This is a genomic window from Arthrobacter sp. TmtSoilC79 (assembly GCF_059739405.1).
In genome coordinates this window covers 1,284,804-1,306,761 of the sequence record NZ_AP046051.1, presented here as the reverse complement: position 1 = coordinate 1,306,761, position 21,958 = coordinate 1,284,804, and the positions used below count along the sequence as shown (strand labels likewise).

Genomic DNA, 21,958 nt, shown 5'->3' with positions numbered 1-21,958 from the left:
CTTTCACCTCGGGTTCACCAGCGCTGATTAGGCTGGCCCGGTCACCTCTGACCACGAAAGGCACCCCTGAATGTCCTCGAACAACCCTGAAATGGTTAATCGTTCAACCGATGCGTCCGGACTGTCCCGCCGCAGCTTCCTCGGCACCGCAGCTGCAGCGACGGCGCTCGCAGCCACCGGTTCCCTCCTGCCGCCATCGGTCCAGGCTGCCATGGCCAAACCAACCCCGCCGGGGAGCCTCCAGTCCATCAAGCACGTCATCATCCTGATGCAGGAGAACCGCTCCTTTGATCACTACTTCGGCTCGTTGCGTGGCGTGCGGGGCTATGGGGACCACGCCGTCACCCGCCTGCGCAGCGGCAAGTCCATGTTCGAACAGCCACGTGCCACCGGCGGGGACGTGCTGCCCTTTTCCCTGCGGAAGGCCGCCGAACTCGCCGGCAGGCCCGGTACGGACATCCAGTACCTGGGCGATCTGGACCACTCCTTCAACGGAACCACGACGGCGTGGAACAACGGCTGGTGCGATCAGTGGGTTCCAGCCAAGAGCGCTTCCACCATGACGTTCTACGAACGCCAGGACATTCCACTGCAATACGAGCTCGCCGACACCTTCACCATCTGCGATGCCTACCACTGCTCCGTCAACGGCTCCACCAACCCCAACCGCAACTTCCTCTGGAGCGGCACCACGGGCACTGAGCCAGGCAGCTCCAAACGAGCCGTCACCAATGCGGCCTACGGCTACGACCACGGTGGCTATGACTGGACCACTTACCCTGAACGCCTTGAGCAGCAAGGGGTCGGGTGGAAGATTTACCAGGATTGGGACAATTTCACGGACAACGCGGTCGAGTACTTCCAGACCTTCAAGGCAATCGGCCGAAAGATGCTTGCCCAAGTGGACGGAAACCTTCGCACCACCGAGGAGTTCTATGACCGGCTCCAGGACAAAACACCCGCCGAGCAGGACCGGCTCCTCGCGCAATTGGAGAAGGGCCGCGCCGCCCTCACGGATGCCGAGCGCGCACTGTTCGACAAAGCCATGTGGCGTGGCCGTCCCAACACCCTTCTGGAACGCCTCGGCACGGACATTTCCGATGGAACGTTGCCTCAGGTCAGCTGGCTGGTGCCCTCGGCAGCCGATTCCGAGCACCCGGGCGCTTCCACTCCTGTGGGCAGCGCAAACTTTGTGTACCGCCTGCTGGACATCGTGGCCAACAACCCGGACACCTGGGACAGCACGGCAATTTTCCTGAACTTCGACGAAAACGACGGCTACTTTGACCACGTCCCGCCTCCCGTCCAGCCGCGACCGGCGTCGGGCGAGTCCACGGACTGGACCACCGCCCGGCCCATCGGGTTGGGACCCCGCGTACCCATGACCGTGGTTTCGCCGTGGACCGTTGGCGGTTACGTCAGTTCGGAAATCTTCGACCACACCTCGGTGCTCCGCTTCCTGGAACGCTGGACCGGCGTTGCGGAACCGAATATCTCGCCCTGGCGCCGCGAGGTCTGCGGTGACCTGACCGGCGTTTTCAACTTCACGTCCCCCGGTACTCCCCCCGTCCTTGACCACCCAGCGGCAGTGCCTGCCAAGATCAGCCGCTGGCGCCCGAATCCCCCTTCCGAGCAGGTAGCCCCCGTCCAGGAAACGGGCAGCCGCCCGGCCCGCCCGCTCCCCTACCGGCCCCGGGTTTCGGCCACCGTCCAAACCGGAGCCCTGGCCCTGACACTGACCAACCAAGGAACCCGCTCCACCCACTTCACGGTGTACGGCTACGCCGGCGAGGTCACAGAACCCCGGCACGTGGACGTGCTTGGAAGCCAGAAGGTGGAACTCCCCGTCACCGCCGGCGCGTTCGACGTCGTCGTCACCGGCCCCAACCGGTACCAGTACGAACTGAAAGGCACGACGGCGGGCGCCGCGTCCGGCGTCGACGTCACCGTGACCGGTCGCCGCGGCAGGAAAGCCGTGGAACTGGAGCTGGGCAACAACGGGACGGTACCGGTGACCGTGAAGATGGAATCCCTTCAGTACGCCGAGGACCACCAGACCGTGAAGCTCAAGCCCGGACAATCCAGGAAGATTGGCTGGGACACCGTGGAGGGTTGGTACGACCTCCAGCTCACCTCGGCCGATGACGCCTCGTTCAGGAGGCGCCTGACCGGGCGTGAGGAAGACGGCCGGGACGGCATCTCAGGCTAGGGGCTCCAACTGCTCCGCCCCTTGTTCGCCGCGCAAACCGCACATTTTGCCCCGGGTGGGGCGGGCGGACAGGGGCCGGATGCAGGGCTAGGCTACGGGCTTTCGCGTCCGCGAGGGATGATATGCCACAGCCCAATAGACCAGCATGGCAATTCCGCACACCACACCCAGGCTGGAAATCATGAGCTGCCATTGGGTCTGCGGGTCCTTGCCCCACTCGGCAGCGCCCGCCCATACGGCAAGGTTCTTGGGCGTCATGAAGAAAGCCACCGTGGAGCACGCCACGATCACCCATCCGGCGGTGCGCATCCGGCCCGATCGTGACGGTACCCGGTGCATGGCGAAAGCCATGCTGGGCAGGGCGACAGCAACCCAGACCCAGTGGTGGGACCAGGAGACAGGGCTGATCAGGAGCATCAAAATGGCGGTTGCCGATACTGCAATGAAGTTCTCCTCAGCGTCCACCGCCCACTTGATGATGAGGCCGGCAAGGACCACCAGCCCGAGGGACAGGACCATCCACACCACGTTGGTGAGGGTAGAGTCCGGCATTCCAAAGTGCAGCAGGAGTCCCTTGACCGAAAGGTTGTCAACGTACGCCGGTCCGCCAATACGGCCGGTGTCGGGCAGGATCTTGGTCCAGAAGTCCACGGAGGCCTGGGGCAGCACAGCCCAGGCGAGGGCGATGGAGCCAAAGAAACCCGCAGCCATCCACCCCAGGGCCTTGAAGTCGCGGCGCACCAGGAAATACAGTCCAAAGGCCAAAGGAGTCAGCTTCACTCCTGCCGCCAGGCCAATCAACAAGCCTGCGGGCCACCGGATTTCACCTGCGCGGACCTTGCCGTGGAGGGCGAAATCAACCAGGATCACGCCCATCAGGATGATATTGATCTGCCCGAAGACAAAAGTATCCCGCCAAGGTCCCAACAGCAGGATGGCACCTGCCCCCACCAAAGCCGTGGTCCGGAAGCGGTAGTCGGCAAACGCCTCACGCCAGGTCTTCACGCCGAAGTAGTGCCGCGCCAGCCAGGCGGCAACCACAGCGGCGCCCACCAAGGCAGCAAGGATGAACACCATGCTGCCCCCAAAGAAGCCCATTGCCGCCAACACCGTAAAGAGCAACGCTGCGAACGGCGGATAGGTGAACGGCAGCCCCTCCCGGAACGCGTAAAGGTCGCCGCCTTCCAGGACCTTGCCACCGCCGTAAAAGTAGACCTCGAAGTCATTCAGCGCAGGCTCGTAGTCCGTATAGAGGAACCACACAGCCACGGCGAGGGTCAGGGCACCGGCCACAGTGAGGATCCAGCCCCGCTGCGTGGTGGAAGCCACCGTTTGTGAAGGAGAAGCCACAGTGTCAGCCGTTGCTGATCTTGGCAAAGGCCTGTTCAAGGTCAGCGATCAGGTCCTCGGCTTCCTCGATCCCGCAGGACAGGCGCAGGAGATTGACGGGTACGGCCAACTCGGTGCCCTTCACCGAGGCGTGGGTCATCTCCGACGGGTAGTTCATCAGGGACTCGATGCCGCCCAGGGACTCGGCCAGCGTGAATACCGAGGTTGATTCGGCCACCGTGCGTGCCGCTGCCTCGCCGCCCTTGAACTGCACGGAGACCATGCCGCCGAACTTCTTCATCTGCTTGGCAGCGAGCTCGTGGCCGGGGTGGTCAGGCAGTCCCGGGTAGAGCACTGCTTCCACCTCGGGGCGCTGCAGCAGCCACTCGGCCACTGCCTGGCCGTTATCGCTGTGGCGGTCCATGCGAACGCCCAAAGTCTTCAGCCCACGGGTGGTGAGAAACGCATCCATGGGACCCGAGACCGCGCCCACGGCGAACTGGATAAAACCGAGCTTCTCCGCGAGCCCGGCGTCCTTGACCACAATGGCACCGCCCACCACGTCGGAGTGGCCGCCGATGTACTTCGTGGTGGAGTGGACAACCACGTCGGCACCCAGGGCGAGCGGGGTCTGCAAGTAGGGGGATGCGAAGGTGTTGTCCACCACCAGGAGGGCACCGGCGTCGTGCGCTACAGCGGCGAGCGCTTCAATGTCGGTGATCTTCATCATGGGGTTGGATGGCGTCTCCACCCAGACGATCCTGGTGTTGTTGGCAGCAACGGCGGCCGCGACGGCGTCGAGATCCGACATGTCCACCGGGGTGTTGCCGATGCCCCAGTCACCCAGGACCCGGTTAATGAGGCGGTACGTGCCCCCGTAGGCGTCGTTGCCCAGGACGATGTGGTCTCCAGGGCGCGCCACGGCACGGATCAATGAGTCCTCGGCCGCCAGGCCGGAGCCGAACGAGAATGCGGCCGTGCCACCTTCCAACGCGGCCAGCTGCTCCTGCAGGGCATCGCGGGTCGGGTTCCCGCCGCGGCCGTACTCGTAACCGGACCGCAGGTTGCCGATCCCGTCCTGGGCATAGGTGGAACTGAAGTGCAGCGGAGGCACCACAGCACCGGTCCTGGGCTCGAAGGCCTGTCCGGCGTGGACGGCGCGCGTGTTGAACCCGGCGTTGTTGGTGGCAGACATGGAAGCTCCTCGTGGTTCGTGGGACGGATGGTTCACGGCGCCGGCTGGGACCGGACGCCTTGGCGTGGGTTGCGCCTAGTTGCTCAGGTAGGCCAGGAGGTCATGGCGGGTCAGGATGCCCACCGGGGCACCCGCGAACGTCACCATGACGGTATCGACGTCGGACAGCAGCTCGCGCGCTGCCGAAATGGTTTCCAGGGAGCCTATTACCGGAAGGCGTGCACCCATGTGTTCGGAGATCTTGTCCATCAGCTTCGCTTCACCACGGAACAGTTTGCTGGTGAGGCTGCGCTCATCCACGGCCCCCAAGACCTCACCCATGACCACCGGCGGTTCCTGCGACAGGACCGGGATGTGGGAGACGCCGAACTCGTTCATGATGTTGATGACGTCACGGACGGACTCGTTGGGGTGGATGTGGACGAGGTCGGGCATTTCGCCCGTCTTGGATTTGAGGACCTCCCCCACCGAGGACTCTTCCCCGCCGGAGAGGAAGCCGTAGGAGCGCATCCACTGGTCGTTGAAGATCTTGGCCAGGTAGCCGCGGCCGGAATCCGGCAGGATCACCACTACAAGAGCGGACTCGTCCAGGTCTTTGGCGGCCTGCAGTGCTGCTACGACGGCCATGCCGGAGGAACCGCCAACTAACAGGCCCTCTTCCCGGGCAAGGCGGCGGGTCATGGAGAACGAGTCGGCATCGGAAACTGCGATCACATCATCGGCAACGGAGGGATCGTAGTTGGCGGGCCACATGTCCTCGCCCACGCCCTCCACAAAGTAGGGACGGCCGGTGCCGCCGGAATAGACCGAACCTTCCGGATCCGCGCCGATGATCCTGACCGGGCCGCCGTCGGACTCCGCACGGTCGGCGGAGACTTCCTTGAGGTAGCGGCCAGTGCCGGTGATGGTGCCGCCGGTTCCGGCGCCGATGACCACGTGCGTGACCCGGCCGTCAGTGTCCTGCCAGATTTCCGGGCCCGTGGACTCGTAGTGGCTGCCGGGGGCGGCAGGGTTGGAGAATTGGTCAGGTTTGAAAGCCCCGGGGATTTCGCTGACCAGGCGGTCTGAAACGCCGTAGTAGCTTTGCGGGCTGTCCGGAGCCACTGCCGTGGGCGTCACCACGACCTCGGCGCCGTACGCCTGCAGGACGGCGCGTTTGTCCTCGCCCACCTTGTCAGGCACCACGAAAATGCACTTGTAGCCTTTTTGCTGGGCTACCAGCGCCAAGCCCACTCCAGTGTTTCCCGACGTCGGCTCAACTATGGTTCCGCCCGGCTGGAGCCGGCCGTCCTTTTCCGCATCCTCGATCATCCTCACGGCGATCCGGTCCTTGATGGATCCGCCGGGATTGACGTACTCGAGCTTCACCAGGACGGTGGCTTTGATGCCCTCCGTAACGTGGTTGAGTTTGATGAGGGGCGTATTGCCGATGAGGTCCAACACGGACTGGGCGTACTTCATAAGTACAAAGTTACCGCCTGCCCGGTGCCCGGCTTGCTTTCGCCCCGTTGGCTAGGTGCCTGCGGACGTGTCGGTCTGCCACACACCCAGGACATTGCCCTCAGTGTCCTTGAAGTAGGCATACCAGCCCATGGTGGGCACCGCGTCCTTGGCTTGGACCACGGTGCCGCCGGCTGATTCCACGTGTGCCAGCGCTGCATCGATGTCCTCAACGTCGATGGTCAGGATCGGGGTCTTAAGCGCGTCCGTCCGGGGAAAGAGTGCCCCGTTGATGGCCCCCGGCTCCGTTGGCGTACCTGTTTGTTCATCGGAGGGTGCCGTAATGGCGATCGTGTAATCCATCCCCTGCATGGGGCTCAGGTTCCAGCCGAAGGCACTTTGGTAGAAGGTGTTTGCCCGGTCTGTGTTGTCGGTAGGAATCTCGAAGTGCACTATAGCGGCCATGGTTCGCGCTCCTTGTACCTGGTTTTTCATGGCGTATGGCGCGGCCCACCCACGCCACACCAGGGAGTCTAGACCCGGGCGGATGCCTGCCGTAAGGGGTCCGGACAGCAGATTGTCAGCCGGACGTGGGACCATAAAAACATGACCATCGCAGACGCCCCGCCCGTTGTTGCGGCCGCGGCGGACGCAGCCGTCAGGTGGCATCCGGGCGGCGCCTTCCGCTTGGACCAGACCATGTTTCCGCTCATGCGGGGCAACGGGGACCCGTCCTTCGCCGCGCAGTCCAACGGCTTCTGGATGGCGTTCACCGCGGATTCCGGGCCGGTCTCGCTGAGGTTGTCGGCAGGCGGATTGGGCGACGAATGCTTCGTGGACGCCCAAGCGTGGGGCCCCGGGGCCGGCGACGCCATTGTGGGGGTGCCCAGGCTTTTGGGCGCCCACGACGATTGGTCTCCGTTTGATGAGCCCGCTTTCCACGCCACGCTCCCCCGCCTGGTCACAGAAGCACGACGCCGGAACCTGGCTTTGCGGCTGCCCTCCACCGGGCGCATGGTTGACTCCCTGGTGCCCACCATTCTGGAGCAAAAGGTCACCACGCTGGAGGCACGTCGTGGATACCGCTACCTGCTGCACCGGTACGGAACCCCTGCCCCCGGCAAGGCTCCCGCGGGGTTGCTGGTGCCTCCCACTGCCCGGCAGTGGCTGGCAGTTCCGTCATGGGAGTGGCACAAGGCCGGGGTTGGGCCACAGCGTTCGGCCACGGTGATGCGGGCGCTGCAGTCCGCCGTCGCGCTTGAACGGCTGGCAGGCCTTGATCCGGCGCAGGCGAGCGCCGGGATGCAGACGATTCCAGGGATCGGCATCTGGACGGCGTCCGAGGTAGTCCAGCGGACACACGGCTGCCCGGATTCGATTTCCGTGGGTGACTACCACTTGGCCTCTTACGTGGGCTACGCACTGACGGGTCGGAAGACCGACGACACGGGCATGTTGGAACTCCTGGAGCCCTGGCGGGGACAGAGGCAGAGGCTGGTCCGCATGCTGTACCTCAGTGGTTTCCGCAAACCCACCTTCGGGCCACGGATGACGGTTCAGGATCACCGGCGCCACTAAAAGCGTTGCTTAGAGGTGCAGGCGGGATACCGCTTCCTGACGCATGTCCACCTTCCGGACCTTGCCGGAGACTGTCATGGGAAAGCTCTCACGCACATCCACGTAGCGGGGGATCTTGTAATGGGCCAGTTTCCCCCGGCAGTACGCGGCCAGGTCCTCGGGCGTGAGCGGGGCAGCCCCGGGTTTGAGGATGATGCATGCCATGAGTTCCTCGCCATACTTTGCGTCAGGCACCCCAATCACCTGCACATCCTGGATATCCGGGTGCAGATACAGGAATTCCTCGATCTCCCGTGGGTAGATGTTCTCCCCGCCCCGGATCACCATGTCCTTGATGCGCCCCTCGATCACCAGGTAGCCGTCCGTGTCCATGCGGGCGAGGTCACCTGTGTGCATCCATCCTTCCGCGTCAATGGCTTCGGAAATTTTCTCCGGCTGTCCCCAATAACCGCTCATGACCGCATAGCCACGGGTGCACAGCTCCCCAATGACGCCCCGTTCCACTGTTTCCCCGGTCCCCGGGTCCACGATCCTGCTCTCCAGATGCGGCATGGTCCGTCCCACCGTGGTGGTCCGCTGCTCCAGGGTGTCCCCCGGCCGGGTCATGGTGGACACGGGCGAAGTCTCGGTCATTCCGTAGCAGATGGCCACGTCCACCATGTGCATCTCATCGATCACCCGGCGCATCACCTCGATGGGGCACAGGGAACCTGCCATCACGCCGGTGCGCAGCGTGGAGAGGTCGTAGGAAGCAAAATCGGGCAGGGCCAGTTCTGCGATGAACATGGTGGGCACGCCGTAGAGGGACGTTCCGCCGAAATCCTGCACTGCTTCCAACGCTGCCGAGGCAGTGAATCCGCGGCTGGGAATGATGGTGGCCGCCCCGAAACTGAGCGCATTGAGGTTTCCGATGACCATGCCGAAGCAGTGGTAGAACGGTACCGGGATCACCACGCGGTCATGTTCGGTGTACTTCAGGAGCCGGCCGATCGAGTGCCCGTTGTTGAGGATGTTGTGGTGGGTCAGCGTCGCACCCTTGGGAAACCCCGTGGTGCCCGAGGTGTATTGCAGGTTGATGGCCTCGTGCGGGTCAAGTTCGGCCATCCGGTCCTGGACAGCGGAAGGCCCGACGCCGTCGGCCCGGGTGAGGAGTTCTGCGTACCTCATCTCGTGGCTGGCTTCGGGTTCGCCCGCTGCCAACTCCAGTTCAGGGTCCCCTGGGAGGAAGACGATCTCCCGGAGTTCCGGACAGACCGCCGCAGCGTCCCTGGCCATGCCCACGTAGTCGCTGTGCTTATCTGAAGGAGCAACCACCAGCATCCGCATGCCGTTCTGCCGCACCACGAATTCCAGCTCGTGGCTCCTGTACGCCGGATTGACGTTGACCAGGATCGCCCCGACCTTGGCTGTCGCGTATTGCAGGATGGTCCACTCGGCGCAGTTCGGGCTCCAGATCCCGATCCGGTCCCCTTTGTCCACGCCGGTGGCGAGCAGTGCCCGGGCGAGGCGGTTGACGTCGTCGTTCAGTTTTTCGTAGCTCCACCGGCGGGCGTCACCACCAGGCGTCGCTGCGGCTTCAATGAGGGCGTCCCGCAAAGGAAATTGTGCGGCGATGCGCTCAAAGTGGGCGCCGATGGTCTCTTCGAGCAACGGGACGTCAGTGTCTCCGGCAGTGTAGGACAACATGACGGAACGCTACCAAGGGACGGGCCGCAACAGAACCGTAACCACCTCCAGCGGGGCCGTGTCCTGCCGGTAGGGTTGGATCCATGAGTGCACCCATTGACCTGCAGGCCACGTTCATCCCCAACGAAGGCGAGTTCTTCCGCGTGAAGCTCGCTTTGGAAATCGCGATCGACGAGGTCGTGAACGAGCCCGGCTGCATCCGTTACGAGCTCACCGAAGCTACCGAGGACAAGCTTGTCCTCACGGAGCGCTGGGAATCCGAGGAGCTTCTCGAGAAGCACTCCAAGGGAATCGCCGTCCAGGACCTGAACGAGTCCCTCAGCGCTTTGCTGGCTGAGCCCGTCAAGCTCGAACGGCTCTAGTCGCCGCAAAACTGCGAGAACGCCTTAAAGCATCGAGGTCGCCGGAATTTTCCGGCGACCTCGATGCATTTCCGGCGAATTCGGTGTCGAACCGCCGTTGGGTCTTAGTTTTCCTGGGCCTCGGCACGCGACTTGGCAACGTGGGCGTGGACCTCTTCCATGTCCAGTCCCTTCACCGCTTCAATGACCTGCTCAAGCTGCTGGCCGTTGAGGGCACCGGGCTGGGAGAAGACCAGGACCTTTTCCCGGAAAGCCATGAGCGTGGGGATGGACGTGATCCCGGCTTCGGCGGCCAGTTGCTGCTCGGCCTCGGTGTCGACCTTCGCAAAAACGACGTCGGCGTGCTTGTCCGAAGCTGCCCCGTAGGTGGGGGCAAACTGGCGGCACGGGCCGCACCAAGCAGCCCAGAAATCCACCAGGACAATGTCATTGTCCTCGATGGTCGATGCGAACTGTTCTCCAGTGATGTCAACTGTAGCCATGGTTCCACGGTACGCGACCCTGCCCGCTATGTCCCATGCAGGGGTGACCTGTTCGCTTCCCGCGTTACCGGGAATAAAGCAACTACTTACCCAGCACGTACTTCAGCGCGGATGCGTAGAGCGGAGCCACTTTGTTGTGGCCGGTCTGGTTCATGTGGTTGCCGTCGAGGTAGTCTCCGGCTGCCCCGGCGATGGTTGCCGTACCGGCCAGGGAAATCCGCGGCCACCCGCGAAGTGCGGCCTCGCGGGTCACGAGTCCATCCACCCACCGGCGTTGGGCATGGCTGGCGTCATACCGTGACAAGACTCCATTGATCAGGATGGTGCTGCGCGGATACTTGCGCCGGAGTTCGTCCCACAGCCGATTTGCCTGGGACAGGATGGCTGCATCCGTGGCGCCGATCCGGGCGTCGTTGCCGCCCAGGGTCACCACTACCAGCCCGGGATTTCCCTGCGGCAGGAGGATCCGGTCCTGCGCCAGCGCATCAGTGGCAGAACCACCCCCGACGGCGGGACTGCCGGATACGTAACCAATCCCACCGATGCTTCTGACTACTTGGCGCGGATACCCGGCCATGCGGGCACCTTGCTCGCCCCAGGAGTCCAGGTCCAGTTGCGAGTCGCCCAGAAAAACCACCGTGGACGCGTCCACGGCTTCGGCCGAGTAGAGCTCCTGGGTGGCGTCGTTCCAGATGGTTTCCAGTTTCTGGAAGGCCACATGGGTTCCCCTGGTGTCCGTCCAGGTGTCGCGGACAGGCCAGCCGAACTCGCCAGGGTTCGCGGACCACACTGTATACGTGGGGTGTCCTACGATCCGGGCACCCGTTGCCGGCCCCCACACCAGCCAGCCATTGGCGAACTGCTGCACGAGTCCACCGGCATGGGGAAGCTTGTCCGTGAGCGGCAGCCCGAGTTGCCCGGCCGCTCCGCCCAGTACGTTGTAGCGGTTGTGGACATCGCCATGGGTGGTGGAGTGTGCTCCGGTAGCAGCGGACCAATAAACCGTCCCACCCTGGAAGAGTTGGTAAACAAAGCTGTTTTGCCGCACTTCCTCACCCACTGGATATCCGAGCGCTCCGTTTTGGCCCCCTGTGGAGGCCCAGTAGCTTCGGATTGCGCCGGTGACTGCTTTCGCCCCGGTAGCAGGTGACCAGAGAATGGTGCCGCGCTGGTACTGCTGGGATGAGCCGCCGTTCTTCAGGCCCAGTGCCTCGTCCGTGGCGGGGTAACCCAGCTCGCCCTCTTCCATTCCGGACTGACGCCATCGTTCGCGAATCGCGCCCATAGAGGGATGCGCCCCTGTGGCCGGCGACCACACCACAAAGCCCCGTTCGAATGCCTGCCAGGCACCGCCGTCGCGCAGTCCAGTGCTTTCCGCGGTTACCGGGTACCCAAGGTACCCGGTCTCGAAGCCGGCACGGCCCCAGGCCAGATGGATGGATCCGCTGGTCCGCTGGGCGCCAGTGCCCGGTGAGTAGGTAATGGCGCCGCGTTCATAGCTTTGCTTGGACCCTCCGTTGCGCAGCCCACTGGTGGTATCGGTCTTGGGGTAGCCGTGTAAGCCTGAGGGACCGCCCGCGGCCCACCATGAGGTGCGGACCGGTCCGTTGACTACCACCCGGGCGCCGGTGCGCGGGGACCAGGCAATGTCCCCTCCCGCGAACCGTTGCACGCAGCCGCTGGTGCTCCCGCTGCCTGAACATTCCTCGGCACTGGTGGGGCGGAGCAGTACGCTTCGTGCCCATGCGCTGGTGTTGTAGAGGTTGCCGATTGCGCCGGTGACAGGCGGTGTGGAGGCCTGCGCGGGAACCGGGGCACCGAGGGAGCTGGGAACCAGCAATGCCAAGGCAACCGCGCCGAGTAACCACCGACGTACATGCCCCGCTGCCGTCTTGCTCAAGCCCACTGCATCAACCCCCACCTGCTGCCCCATCCAACCGCTGAGGCAAGTATCTTCGACGCCGGCACTCTCCACACCGGCGACCCAGCCAATGGTGTCACATCGTTATGACAGGAACCCTTGATCCGGACTGAACAGGTGTTTAGTGTTTTAAACATGCGTTCAAGCGCAGTAGATTTCACCACCCGGGCCCGCATCCGCGACGCCGCCATCGGACTTTTCGGCCGCGATGGTTTCACCCGCGCCACAGTCCGCGCCGTGGCCCAGGCAGCGGGGGTCAGCCCTGGCCTGGTCATCCACCACTTCGGCAGCAAGGAAGGCCTTCGCGCCGCCTGCGACCAACACGTCCTCGCCCAAACAGCCAGCCAGGGCCGCGACAAGTCCGACCCCGCATCAACGCGCCAGCTGATCCAGGACTACCTGGGCAACCCGGAGCAGTACGCCCATGAGATCGCCTACATCCGCCAATCGCTAGGCGACGAATCAGACGCCGGAGATGCCTTCTTCGACGCCGTGGTGAGGCAAACCCACGACATCATCAATGCCGGCATCGAGGCAGGAACCATCCGCCGGTTCGACGACGTCCGGTCCACCGCCGTCGTAATTGCCTCCAACAGCCTGTCCATCCTCATGTTGGGCAGGCACCTCTCAAGGTCGCTCGGGGCCGCCACTCCCGAACCCCACGGGATCGGACCGGAGCTGCTGCGGCAACTGACCCTGCCCGCCCTGGAGATCTACACCCACGGCTTCTACACGGATTCGCGGTTCCTTGATGGGGCCCGCGAGGCGCTGCAGCAAGGAACCACCAACCAAGGAAGGGAGCATGCCCCGTGACCCAGGCAATCGTCGTCGAGGGTTTGCGCAAAAAGTTCGGTCACCGCGAGGTCCTGCATGGACTCGATTTCGCGGTGGAAGCCGGAACGGTCTTCGGCGTCATCGGACCCAACGGGGCCGGCAAGACCACCACCATGCGGTGCCTGCTGGACATCATCCGCCCCAGCGAGGGGTCCATCTCGGTACTCGGACAAAATCCGCGCCGAGCGGGCACTTCCCTACGCCGCAGGATCGGGTACCTCCCCGGCGAGCTGCACCTGGAGAACCGCACTACCGGCCGCCGCACGCTGGATCACTTTGCCGCCATCAGCGGGCCCGTGGACCCCCGCCACGTCAACGATCTCGCGGACCGCCTGAACCTTGACCTGGACCGCCAAACCCGGAAGCTCTCCAAAGGCAACAAGCAGAAGCTGGGGTTGCTGCAGGCCTTCATGCACAAACCCGAACTCCTGGTGCTGGATGAGCCCACCAGCGGCCTTGACCCTTTGGTGCAGCAGGTTTTCCATGCCATGGTCCGCGAGGCAGTGGCCGACGGGGCAACGGTCTTCCTCAGCTCGCACGTCCTGAGCGAGGTCCAACAAGCAGCCGACGCCGTTGCCATCCTCCGCGACGGAGAAATCGCCACCGTGTCCACGGTGGAGGCGCTGCGGATGGCTGCCGTCCGGCAGTTGCGCTTCAACAGCACAGGAACAAACGCGAACGACGTCGGAGCGCTGCTGGCCCGGGTGCCGGGCGTCACCAACGCAGAGGTGCGGGAGCTCCCAGCCGACGGCCACGCTGCCGGGACGGTGGTGGCCACGGCGAGGCTTTCCGGTCACGTCCAGCCCCTCATCCAGGAGTTGGCCCGGCTGAACCTGACGGACCTGGTCCTTGAGGAACCCGATCTTGAAGAGGCCGTCCTGACCTTGTACACGGGAAGCTCCGGCAAAGGGACCGCTGATTCGCGGGCTGCGGGGCCTGCGGGTTCCACGGGTTCGTCCGGTCCGGCCGTTTCCACGGGTTCGTCCGGCCCGGCCGTTTCCGCGGGTTCGTCCGGCCCGGCCGTTTCCACGGGTTCTCCCGGTCCGGCCGTTTCGGCGGACCATGCAGGCTCTCCCGTCCGGCCCGAAGGAGCACACCGTGCCTAGGATCCTGCCCCTCTTCACCAAAGCCCTGACCGACTCCTGGCGCTCGACGCTGGCTTGGGCACTGGGCCTGACGGCGGCCTGCATGCTGTACCTGCCGCTCTACCCCTCGATCGGCGGCAGCGCGCAAATGCAGGACCTGATCAACGCGCTTCCAGCCGAGATGACCAAAGCCTTGAACTACGATCAGATCGCCTCAGGTCCCGGCTATACGCAAGCCACCATGTTCGGCCTGATCGGCTTCCTGCTGATGTCCATGGCCTCCGTTGGCTGGGGCGCAGCGGCAGTAGGCGGCGACGAAGAATCCGGGCTGTTGGAACTAACCCTCGCCCACAGCGTCACGCGTGTACAGGTAGTCCTGGAACGCGCACTCGCCATCGTGGTCCGGATCGCGGTTCTTTCGGTCCTTGTCTTCCTGTTGGTGCTGGGACTGAACGGCCCCTCCCAACTGGGTATCGACGTCGGACATCTCGCCGGAGCAGTCCTGCTGTTTGCCGCACTTGCCCTGCTCAGCGGAACCGCCGCGCTTTGCGCAGGAGCGCTGACCGGCCGGAAGATTTATGCGGTGGCTGCGGGCGCCGCCGTCGCCGTCCTCGGCTATGTGTTCAACGCCGTGGGGCGGCAAAGTCCTGACGTGGAGTGGTTGCTGAATCTCTCGCCGTATCACTGGGCCTACGGCAATTCTCCCGTGGCCAACGGCGCCGACTGGGGTGCAGTTTCAGGGCTCTTCGGCATTTCGGCAGCCCTTATTTTGTGCGGAGCCCTGGCCTTGCGCCACCGGGATGTGGGTGTCTAGCTCCAGAGGTGCGGGGCAGGCCGACGCGCTCCCGGGAGCGCATTGTTCTCACGCCATTCATGAATCCATTCGGGCAATTCAAGGTCCGCCGGGGGCGCACCGAATTCCGCAATGATCTCTTCCTGGGTGACCGGCTTGCCCTTGGCCACCAGCCGTGTGGCAATGTGTGCCCGCGCATAGATCTCGCCGTCCACCACCATCCGCTGTTCAAAGTAGATGGCCTTGGTATCCAAGCCGATGATGCGCGTTTCAATGGTGTAGCGCTGCCAGAGTTTGAGGGACTTCCGGAAAGCGATGGTCTCGCCGGCAGCCACCGGACTCCATCCCCTCTTGCGCATCTTGGCCCAGACCCCGCTGCGGACCATGAGGTCGAAACGCCCGAGGTCCATCAGCGAAAAGTACATGCCGTTGTTGACGTGCTTGGCAATGTCGATGTCCGTGGGCAGCACTTTCAGGGGCAAAGAGGACTCTTCCCAGACTCCCAGGGGAGAGCGCTTGGCCGAGGTAAAGAGCAGCATGAGGGTGCGAAGAAGCAGATGCATGCTCCAATGTTACCCGCGGGTAACTTGAGGTGGAAGGCCATGACCGCATGGTGGACGGTCAATAGTGCTTGCCCTGCTGTATGTCCAACGTTTGCACTAACGTTTACCACCGGTTCATCAAAGAGGTGCAGAATATCTGAAACTCATCCGATGAATGACCATACAAGGGGGACCCTTTGAGCACGCTGCAAACCACCAGGCCACAGGGCGAAGTCTGGCCCGAACTTTCACGCCATCAGAGCGTCTGCCTTCGGGATGCCCGCGGCAACCGCATCGAGGGAACCATCGACGGTATGACAGAGGACCGCAGCACCCTGTGGATCCAGCTCAAGGGCGGCCTCGGCAGGCAGCTGATCCACCACCTCGACGGATACTGGCTGGAAACCCCGGCCGCCTGAGTGGTCGTCTGCTGTTGCCTGCGGTTGCCTGCGGTTCCCCGCAGATCCGTTCGCAGCCCCATCCTCAGCCACTTCACACCCCTTGCAGCTCCCCCTCCCGGGCCCGGCCCGGGGTAGCTGGGCCCGTGGTGGCTAGTATTCCCCTATGACACAAGCGCGATACCGGGACCTGGTGGAATGGCCCCTCATGGCCACGGCCCTGATTTTCCTCACCGCCTATGCCTGGCAGGTCATCGGCAGGGTGGACGGCCCTGCAGCGATGCCATTCGAGATTGTCCTCTGGATCACCTGGGGCATCTTCGCGCTGGACTACTTCGTCAACCTCTGGCTTGCCGAGGACAGGATGCGCTGGTTCCTCTGGAACCTGCACGAACTCCTGATCGTGGTACTCCCCTTTTTCCGTCCACTGCGGCTGCTGCGTCTGGTCACGTTGCTCTCCGTACTCCAGCGCACCGTGGGCGAAACCCTGCGTGGACGGGTTGCCACCTATGTGGCCGGAGCAGCTGCGATGCTCATCCTCATCGGCGCTCTGGCCGTGCTGGATGTCGAACAGAACGATCCCGAAGCCAAGATCCTCAATTTCGGTGACGCCGCCTGGTGGGCCGTTACTACCATCACGACGGTCGGCTACGGGGACCTGTACCCCGTGACCCCCATCGGCAGGATCGTTGCCGCTGCCCTGATGATGAGTGGCATCGCGGTACTGGGTATTGTCACAGCTTCCATCGCGTCATGGCTGGTTCAGCGGATCGAGGAGAATGCCGAGGGCGTGGCAGCGGCGGCCGAGGTGAAAGCCGCAGCAGCCGAGGAACCTGTTCGCGCGGAAATGGCCGACCTTGTGTCCGAGATTGCGGCCCTGCGGATGGAGATCGCCGAACTCCGGGAAGCCAACGAATTCAGGCGTGAGCACGGGGTTTAGGTTGGTTTCCCCCTGGACCGCGTACCGTCACCACTTGGTTTGAGCACCCAGGTGCCGTGACACGCCCTGGATCGTGGCGGGTCGCGGGGCCGGCCCGATCAAAGTGGGTGGTGGCGGTACGCGTGCCGGCGCCAGTGGCCCTCGCCGGGATCTGTTGGAGGTCAGCCGGCCGAAGGGCTTGACGGGCACAAGGGCTTGCCGGGCACAAAAAAATCCCCGGAACCAGTGGTTCCGGGGATTTTCTTTGGGTGGCAGATGAGGGATTCGAACCCCCGTAGGCGTTGCCAGCTGATTTACAGTCAGCCCCCTTTGGCCGCTCGGGTAATCTGCCGAACTTCAAAAGAAGATCACTTCCGGACACCGTTTCTTTTAGATCCGGTAACCGAAGGCAGAGACAACCTTACAGAACTTTCTGCGAAGAATCTAATCGGGGACAGACACCCGGTATTTCGCGGTATTTCAGGCTTCCCCGAGGATCCGGCCGGCGAGTTTCGCTTCGAACTTCTCGGCTTGCTCGGCAGTGATCTGGTTGAGTTGAACAGCCCGCAGCAGGTCCGCGTGCACCCCGTCCATGCGTGCACTGGCATCGGGCACGGGGCTCAGTACGATCGACGCAGCAACAGCCGCTGCGGCAACAGCACTCGCGGCGGCAACAGCGGCCGTACCGATGGAGCCCGCTGCGGCAGATGCGGACTTACTGATGGACTGGACGGCCTTGCTGCTCATGCTGATCCTCCGACGACGCGTTCTTCCAACTGGTACAACTCTCAACCGGGCACCTCGGTTCCAACCCTGCATGCGCTGTGAGCGAACTGTGAAAGTCCTCCACCGTCGCAAGTGGCGGCTTCCGTACTAGGCTGGATGCCAGACCAACCCGCCCTCACAGGGCCCCCAACCTAAGGAGAGTCATGGCAGGCGAATCCACATTCGACGTCGTCAGCAAGGTAGACAAGCAAGAGGTCGCCAACGCGCTGAACCAGTCCCAGAAGGAAATCGCGCAGCGATACGACTTCAAGGGTGTCGGTGCAGAGATCGACTTCAGCGGCGAAAAGATCCTCATGAAGGCCAACTCCGAGGACCGCGTCCTTGCTGTCCTGGATGTCTTCCAGTCGAAGCTGATCAAGCGTGGCATCTCCCTGAAGTCACTGGACCAGGGCGAGCCTTTCCCCTCCGGCAAGGAATTCCGCCTTGAGTGCACCATCAAGGAGGGCATCGCCCAGGACATCGCGAAGAAGATCAACAAGATCATCCGCGATGAAGCCCCCAAGTCCGTCAAGTCCCAGATCCAGGGCGACGAGCTCCGCGTCACCTCCAAGTCACGCGATGACCTCCAGGAGACCATGAACATCCTGAAGAAGTTCGAAGAGGCCGACCTTCAGTTCGTGAACTTCCGCAGCTAAGCGGCGCCATCCGCAAAGCCGGGATACGGGCCCTTGTCAGGGTCGGCATCCCGGCTTTTTGCTGCCCTAAACTACACCGACTGTCGTAATGAGCCAGTGCATTAGGACACGATTAGTTTGCGTAATAGCCAAGCCACAGTATCCTTTTTCCTTAGGCGAGCCTAAGTACGGCTCCCCTTAGCGAAAGAAAATCTCCATGACCGCCAATTACCTGATCGGCCTGCGCGAAGGCCTCGAGGCATCACTGATAGTGGTCCTCCTGATGGCCTACCTCATCAAGACCGGCAGGCGGCACCTGATCCCCCGGGTATGGATGGGCGTCGGCCTTGCCGTCGCCATTTCACTGGGGTTCGGTGCGCTGCTGACCTTCGGCCCCCGCGGTCTCACCTTCGAGGCCCAGGAAGCGATCGGTGGCGGTCTTTCCATCGTGGCTGTCGCGCTGGTCACCTGGATGGTCTTTTGGATGGCCCGCACAGCACGCAGCCTCGGCGGCGAACTCCGGTCCCAAGTGGATAAGGCAGCCGACGGCGCCGCCTGGGGACTTGTGATTGTTGCGGCACTGGCCGTAGGCCGGGAAGGCCTGGAAACAGCGCTCTTCATCTGGGCTGCAGCCCAGGCCACCGGTGAAACCAGCATGCCCCTGCTGGGCGCGCTGCTTGGCCTGATCACGGCCGCTGGTTTGGGCTACCTCCTGCATCGAGGCGTTTTGAAGGTAAACCTGAGCCGCTTCTTCACATGGACGGGCGTGGGCTTGATCATCATCGCCGGCGGCGTCCTGGCCTACGGCATCCACGATCTCCAGGAGGCGGGAATCCTGCCCGGCCTGAACAACCTGGCCTTCGACGTTTCCGCAGCCATACCGCCGTCGTCCTGGTATGGCACCTTGCTCAAGGGCACACTGAACTTCTCCCCCGCCACCACGTGGCTGGAAGCGGCGGCCTGGGTGCTTTATGTCGTCCCGGTGCTCTTCCTCTATATCCGGGCAAACCGAACGCCCCGGCCCAAGGTCGCCGGCATCACCGCGGCCCCGGCCGTCGCCGCACAGCCGTAACGGCGCAACCGCCGTCGCCGTCGCCGCAGCCTAAACAGCACAGCAGCCGCAGCGGCACCCAGCTTTCCTGGCAACTTCCCCCACGCGCTACGTTCAACTAAAGGACCCACCCATGCTCGGATCACCCAGACTTCGCCGGACTCTTGCCGTGATCGGCGCGGCCGCTGCAGTGCCGCTGGCCCTTTCAGGCTGCACCGACAACACCAAGACGGCAGCAGCCGCAGATGGCCCCATCCAGGTCAGCAGCACGGCCAACGAGTGCAAGGTCTCCACCGGGACCGCCCCCAGCGGAAACCTCACCTTTGCCGTGAAGAACGAGGGCACCGAAGTCACCGAGTTCTACCTGCTGGCCGAGGACGGCCTGCGGATCCTGGGCGAAGTGGAGAACATCGGCCCCGGCATCACCCGCAACCTGGTGGTCACCGCTCCGGCCGGCAAGTACAACACCGCGTGCAAGCCCGGGATGCAGGGCGAAGGCATCCGCGCGTCCTTCGAGGTCACCGAATCCGGCAGCAAGCCCAGCGTCGATGCTGACTTCCAGAAACTCCTGGATAACGGGACCCAGCAGTACGCCGCGTACGTCAAGGACCAGTCAGAGCAGCTGATCGTGGGCACCAAGGCCTTCGCTGAGGCCTTCGCTGCCGGCGATGCGGCCAAAGCCCGGGACCTCTACGCCTCCACCCGCATGCACTGGGAGCGGATCGAACCCGTAGCTGAGTCCTTTGGAGACCTGGACCCCAAGCTGGACGCCCGCGAGGCAGACCTTGAGCCGGGCCAGGAATGGACCGGCTGGCACCGCGCAGAGAAGGACCTCTTCCCGCCCGCGGAGTACACGGCCATGACCCCGGCTGAGCGCACGGCCATTTCCACTCAGCTGGTCACCGACACCGAGGACCTCGTGACCCGCACCCGCACGGTTGAACTGACCGCGGACAAGCTGGGCAACGGCGCCAAGGAACTCCTGGATGAAGTTGCCACCGGCAAGGTCACCGGCGAAGAGGAGATCTGGTCCCACACCGATCTCTGGGACTTCCAGGCCAACGTTGACGGCGCCCGCATCGCCTTCGAGAACCTGAAGCCGGCGCTGGAGCAGAAAGACGCTGAACTGGCCAAGTCCCTGGACGAGAAATTCACGGCCCTGCAAACCGAGCTCAAGAAGCACGCCAAGGGCGAGGGCTTCGTGTACTACAACGAGCTGAGCCAGGAACAGGTGCAGCAGCTTGCGGCCTTGGTCGATTCGCTGGGTGAGCCCCTCTCCAAGCTCACCGCAGCCGTGGTGCTATGAGTGGCTGCCCCTTCGGGCACACCGAAGAGCGTCCCGATACTGAACGCCCTGGTGAGGCCACCGGCGTCGAGCGTTCCAGCGCGCCTGCCGCCGTCGTCACCGCTGAAGGAGCGTCCGACGGCGGCAAGCCGGCCGACGCTGCTGCGGGCAGTTCCCGTATGTCGCGCCGGGGCCTCCTCTCCCTGGCGGGTGTAGGCGGTGCCGGGGCTGTAGCTGGACTGGCCGCCGGGTTCCTCGGGCATGACGTTGTGACGGCAGGACCGGCCGTTGCGGAAACCAATGCCGGGGAAGCCGTGGTTCCGTTCTTCGGCGATCACCAGGCAGGCATCACCACCCCCGCCCAGGACCGCCTGCACATGGCTGCCTTTGATGTCACCACGGAGGACCGCAAGGAGCTCATCAAGCTCCTCAAGGACTGGACGGCCGCGGCCGAGGCGATGTCCACCGGCAGCCCCACGGGTAAGACAGGTGCCGTGGACGGTCCGTACGATGCTCCACCGGAGGACACCGGCGAGGCGTTGGACCTGGCTGCAGCCAAGCTGACGCTGACGTTCGGCTTCGGTGCGGGACTGTTCGAGAAGGACGGGAAGGCGCGGTTCGGATTGGGCGGCCGCCGCCCGGAGGCCTTGATTGATCTCCCGCATTTCCCCGGCGACGATCTCCAGCCGGGCCGGACAGGCGGCGACATCGTCATCCAGGCCTGCGCGGACGATCCCCAAGTTGCCGTCCACGCCATCCGCAACCTTGCCAGGATCGGCTTCGGCAAGGTGCGGGTCCGTTGGTCGCAGCTGGGATTTGGACGCACATCCTCCACCTCACGGGCACAGGTGACGCCCCGGAACCTGTTCGGTTTCAAGGATGGGACCAACAACCTCAAGGTCGAAGACAACGCACTTCTTGACGAGCACGTCTGGGTGGGCGCCGGCCCCGCAGGCGAGCAATGGATGACCGGTGGCAGCTACCTGGTGGCCCGCAGGATCCAGATGCATATAGAAATCTGGGACCGGACTTCACTGCGGGAGCAGGAAGGCCTGATCGGCCGGACCAAAGGCGCAGGGGCACCGCTTTCCGGCGGGGACGAGTTCACCGCTCCCGACTTCGGCCTCACGGGACGCGGCGACGAGCCCCTGATCCCCATGGACTCGCATATGCGCCTGGCCCACCCGGACCAGAACGCAGGGGTCAGGATGCTGCGGCGCGGCTACAACTTCACGGACGGTTCGGACGGTCTGGGCCACTTGGATGCCGGATTGTTCTTCATCGCGTTCGTCAAGGACCCCCGGACCCACTATGTCCCCATGCAGCTGGCCCTGGCCAAGGGCGACACACTGTCCGTGGAGTACCTGAAGCACACTGGCTCGGGACTCTTCGCGGTGCCTCCTGGCGTGCAGCAGGGCGGCTTCATTGGCGAAGGGCTGTTCGCCTAGG

At 63.9% G+C, this 21,958-nt stretch carries 21 protein-coding genes and 1 tRNA gene; 12 read left to right on the top strand and 10 right to left on the bottom strand.

Translation table 11 applies throughout. The features are described from left to right. Positions 1 to 91: 91 nt before the first annotated feature. Entirely contained in the window at positions 92 to 2,209 is a 2,118-nt protein-coding gene (locus AC6JA3_RS06070; RefSeq protein WP_497920001.1) for a phosphocholine-specific phospholipase C, read from the top strand. Between the two features lie 87 nt (positions 2,210 to 2,296). Here the strand turns inward: AC6JA3_RS06070 and AC6JA3_RS06065 are convergent, their stop codons facing one another. From AC6JA3_RS06065 to AC6JA3_RS06050, 4 genes are all read right to left on the bottom strand, one after another. Beyond that, positions 2,297 to 3,559 (bottom strand): glycosyltransferase 87 family protein, encoded by a 1,263-nt coding sequence (locus tag AC6JA3_RS06065; protein WP_347782924.1) that lies wholly within the window; start codon positions 3,557 to 3,559, stop codon positions 2,297 to 2,299. 4 nt (positions 3,560 to 3,563) lie between these two features. Beyond that, the gene (locus tag AC6JA3_RS06060) at positions 3,564 to 4,733 is read right to left on the bottom strand and encodes a cystathionine gamma-synthase (protein WP_347782922.1); all 1,170 of its coding nucleotides are present in this window, start codon (positions 4,731 to 4,733) and stop codon (positions 3,564 to 3,566) included. Positions 4,734 to 4,808: 75 nt separating this feature from the next. Then, on the bottom strand, positions 4,809 to 6,194 hold the full coding sequence (locus AC6JA3_RS06055) for a cystathionine beta-synthase (RefSeq protein ID WP_347782921.1): 1,386 nt from the start codon (positions 6,192 to 6,194) through the stop codon (positions 4,809 to 4,811). Positions 6,195 to 6,245: 51 nt separating this feature from the next. Further along, positions 6,246 to 6,638, bottom strand: coding sequence for a VOC family protein (locus AC6JA3_RS06050; protein WP_026539728.1), 393 nt, complete (start codon positions 6,636 to 6,638; stop codon positions 6,246 to 6,248). 141 nt (positions 6,639 to 6,779) lie between these two features. Here AC6JA3_RS06050 and AC6JA3_RS06045 point away from each other — a divergent pair, with 141 nt between their 5' ends. Then, positions 6,780 to 7,751 (top strand): DNA-3-methyladenine glycosylase family protein, encoded by a 972-nt coding sequence (locus AC6JA3_RS06045; RefSeq protein WP_347782919.1) that lies wholly within the window; start codon positions 6,780 to 6,782, stop codon positions 7,749 to 7,751. A 9-nt stretch (positions 7,752 to 7,760) separates the two neighbouring features. Here AC6JA3_RS06045 and AC6JA3_RS06040 read toward each other — a convergent pair whose 3' ends face one another. Continuing rightward, the gene (locus AC6JA3_RS06040; protein ID WP_347782917.1) at positions 7,761 to 9,437 is read right to left on the bottom strand and encodes an AMP-binding protein; all 1,677 of its coding nucleotides are present in this window, start codon (positions 9,435 to 9,437) and stop codon (positions 7,761 to 7,763) included. A gap of 83 nt (positions 9,438 to 9,520) precedes the next feature. Here AC6JA3_RS06040 and AC6JA3_RS06035 point away from each other — a divergent pair, with 83 nt between their 5' ends. Further along, positions 9,521 to 9,799 (top strand): putative quinol monooxygenase, encoded by a 279-nt coding sequence (locus tag AC6JA3_RS06035; RefSeq protein ID WP_026539725.1) that lies wholly within the window; start codon positions 9,521 to 9,523, stop codon positions 9,797 to 9,799. A 104-nt stretch (positions 9,800 to 9,903) separates the two neighbouring features. On the opposite strand, the gene AC6JA3_RS06030 is transcribed toward AC6JA3_RS06035, so the two are convergent. Together AC6JA3_RS06030 and AC6JA3_RS06025 are read right to left on the bottom strand one after the other, a co-directional pair. Next, positions 9,904 to 10,281: a thioredoxin family protein gene (locus AC6JA3_RS06030; RefSeq protein WP_026539724.1), complete on the bottom strand. Its 378-nt coding sequence runs from the start codon at positions 10,279 to 10,281 to the stop codon at positions 9,904 to 9,906. A gap of 82 nt (positions 10,282 to 10,363) precedes the next feature. After that, on the bottom strand, positions 10,364 to 12,202 hold the full coding sequence (locus AC6JA3_RS06025) for an SGNH/GDSL hydrolase family protein (RefSeq protein WP_347782914.1): 1,839 nt from the start codon (positions 12,200 to 12,202) through the stop codon (positions 10,364 to 10,366). A 135-nt stretch (positions 12,203 to 12,337) separates the two neighbouring features. Between AC6JA3_RS06025 and AC6JA3_RS06020 the strand changes: the two genes are divergently transcribed. The 3 genes from AC6JA3_RS06020 to AC6JA3_RS06010 are packed head-to-tail and all read left to right on the top strand — an operon-like array spanning position 12,338 to position 14,935. After that, positions 12,338 to 13,015 (top strand): TetR/AcrR family transcriptional regulator, encoded by a 678-nt coding sequence (locus AC6JA3_RS06020; RefSeq protein WP_347782912.1) that lies wholly within the window; start codon positions 12,338 to 12,340, stop codon positions 13,013 to 13,015. Further along, positions 13,012 to 14,142, top strand: coding sequence for an ATP-binding cassette domain-containing protein (locus tag AC6JA3_RS06015; protein ID WP_431768460.1), 1,131 nt, complete (start codon positions 13,012 to 13,014; stop codon positions 14,140 to 14,142). Before AC6JA3_RS06020 ends, AC6JA3_RS06015 begins: the two co-directional genes overlap by 4 nt. Beyond that, complete coding sequence (locus AC6JA3_RS06010; protein WP_026539722.1) at positions 14,135 to 14,935, top strand: ABC transporter permease subunit; 801 nt, start codon at positions 14,135 to 14,137, stop codon at positions 14,933 to 14,935. Before AC6JA3_RS06015 ends, AC6JA3_RS06010 begins: the two co-directional genes overlap by 8 nt. Here AC6JA3_RS06010 and AC6JA3_RS06005 read toward each other — a convergent pair. Next, the gene (locus tag AC6JA3_RS06005) at positions 14,932 to 15,477 is read right to left on the bottom strand and encodes an acyl-CoA thioesterase (protein ID WP_347782910.1); all 546 of its coding nucleotides are present in this window, start codon (positions 15,475 to 15,477) and stop codon (positions 14,932 to 14,934) included. The genes AC6JA3_RS06010 and AC6JA3_RS06005 overlap by 4 nt on opposite strands. Before the next feature lie 176 nt (positions 15,478 to 15,653). Between AC6JA3_RS06005 and AC6JA3_RS06000 the strand changes: the two genes are divergently transcribed. Together AC6JA3_RS06000 and AC6JA3_RS05995 are read left to right on the top strand one after the other, a co-directional pair. Beyond that, positions 15,654 to 15,875 (top strand): hypothetical protein, encoded by a 222-nt coding sequence (locus AC6JA3_RS06000; RefSeq protein ID WP_026539720.1) that lies wholly within the window; start codon positions 15,654 to 15,656, stop codon positions 15,873 to 15,875. 145 nt (positions 15,876 to 16,020) lie between these two features. Then, positions 16,021 to 16,794, top strand: coding sequence for a potassium channel family protein (locus AC6JA3_RS05995; protein WP_223943506.1), 774 nt, complete (start codon positions 16,021 to 16,023; stop codon positions 16,792 to 16,794). A gap of 249 nt (positions 16,795 to 17,043) precedes the next feature. Here AC6JA3_RS05995 and AC6JA3_RS05990 read toward each other — a convergent pair. Together AC6JA3_RS05990 and AC6JA3_RS05985 are read right to left on the bottom strand one after the other, a co-directional pair. Continuing rightward, positions 17,044 to 17,125 (bottom strand) — tRNA-Tyr (locus AC6JA3_RS05990). A gap of 128 nt (positions 17,126 to 17,253) precedes the next feature. Continuing rightward, the gene (locus AC6JA3_RS05985; RefSeq protein WP_026539718.1) at positions 17,254 to 17,520 is read right to left on the bottom strand and encodes a hypothetical protein; all 267 of its coding nucleotides are present in this window, start codon (positions 17,518 to 17,520) and stop codon (positions 17,254 to 17,256) included. Between the two features lie 182 nt (positions 17,521 to 17,702). Here AC6JA3_RS05985 and AC6JA3_RS05980 point away from each other — a divergent pair, with 182 nt between their 5' ends. From AC6JA3_RS05980 to efeB, 4 genes are all read left to right on the top strand, one after another. Beyond that, the gene (locus AC6JA3_RS05980) at positions 17,703 to 18,194 is read left to right on the top strand and encodes a YajQ family cyclic di-GMP-binding protein (protein WP_017200185.1); all 492 of its coding nucleotides are present in this window, start codon (positions 17,703 to 17,705) and stop codon (positions 18,192 to 18,194) included. A 196-nt stretch (positions 18,195 to 18,390) separates the two neighbouring features. Beyond that, positions 18,391 to 19,245 carry an iron uptake transporter permease EfeU gene (efeU, locus tag AC6JA3_RS05975; protein ID WP_347782909.1) on the top strand — a complete coding sequence of 285 codons (855 nt, stop codon included), beginning with the start codon at positions 18,391 to 18,393 and terminating at the stop codon, positions 19,243 to 19,245. A gap of 112 nt (positions 19,246 to 19,357) precedes the next feature. After that, entirely contained in the window at positions 19,358 to 20,530 is a 1,173-nt protein-coding gene (efeO, locus tag AC6JA3_RS05970) for an iron uptake system protein EfeO (RefSeq protein ID WP_026539716.1), read from the top strand. Then, on the top strand, positions 20,527 to 21,957 hold the full coding sequence (efeB, locus tag AC6JA3_RS05965; RefSeq protein WP_497920000.1) for an iron uptake transporter deferrochelatase/peroxidase subunit: 1,431 nt from the start codon (positions 20,527 to 20,529) through the stop codon (positions 21,955 to 21,957). Before efeO ends, efeB begins: the two co-directional genes overlap by 4 nt. Position 21,958: the final 1 nt, after the last annotated feature.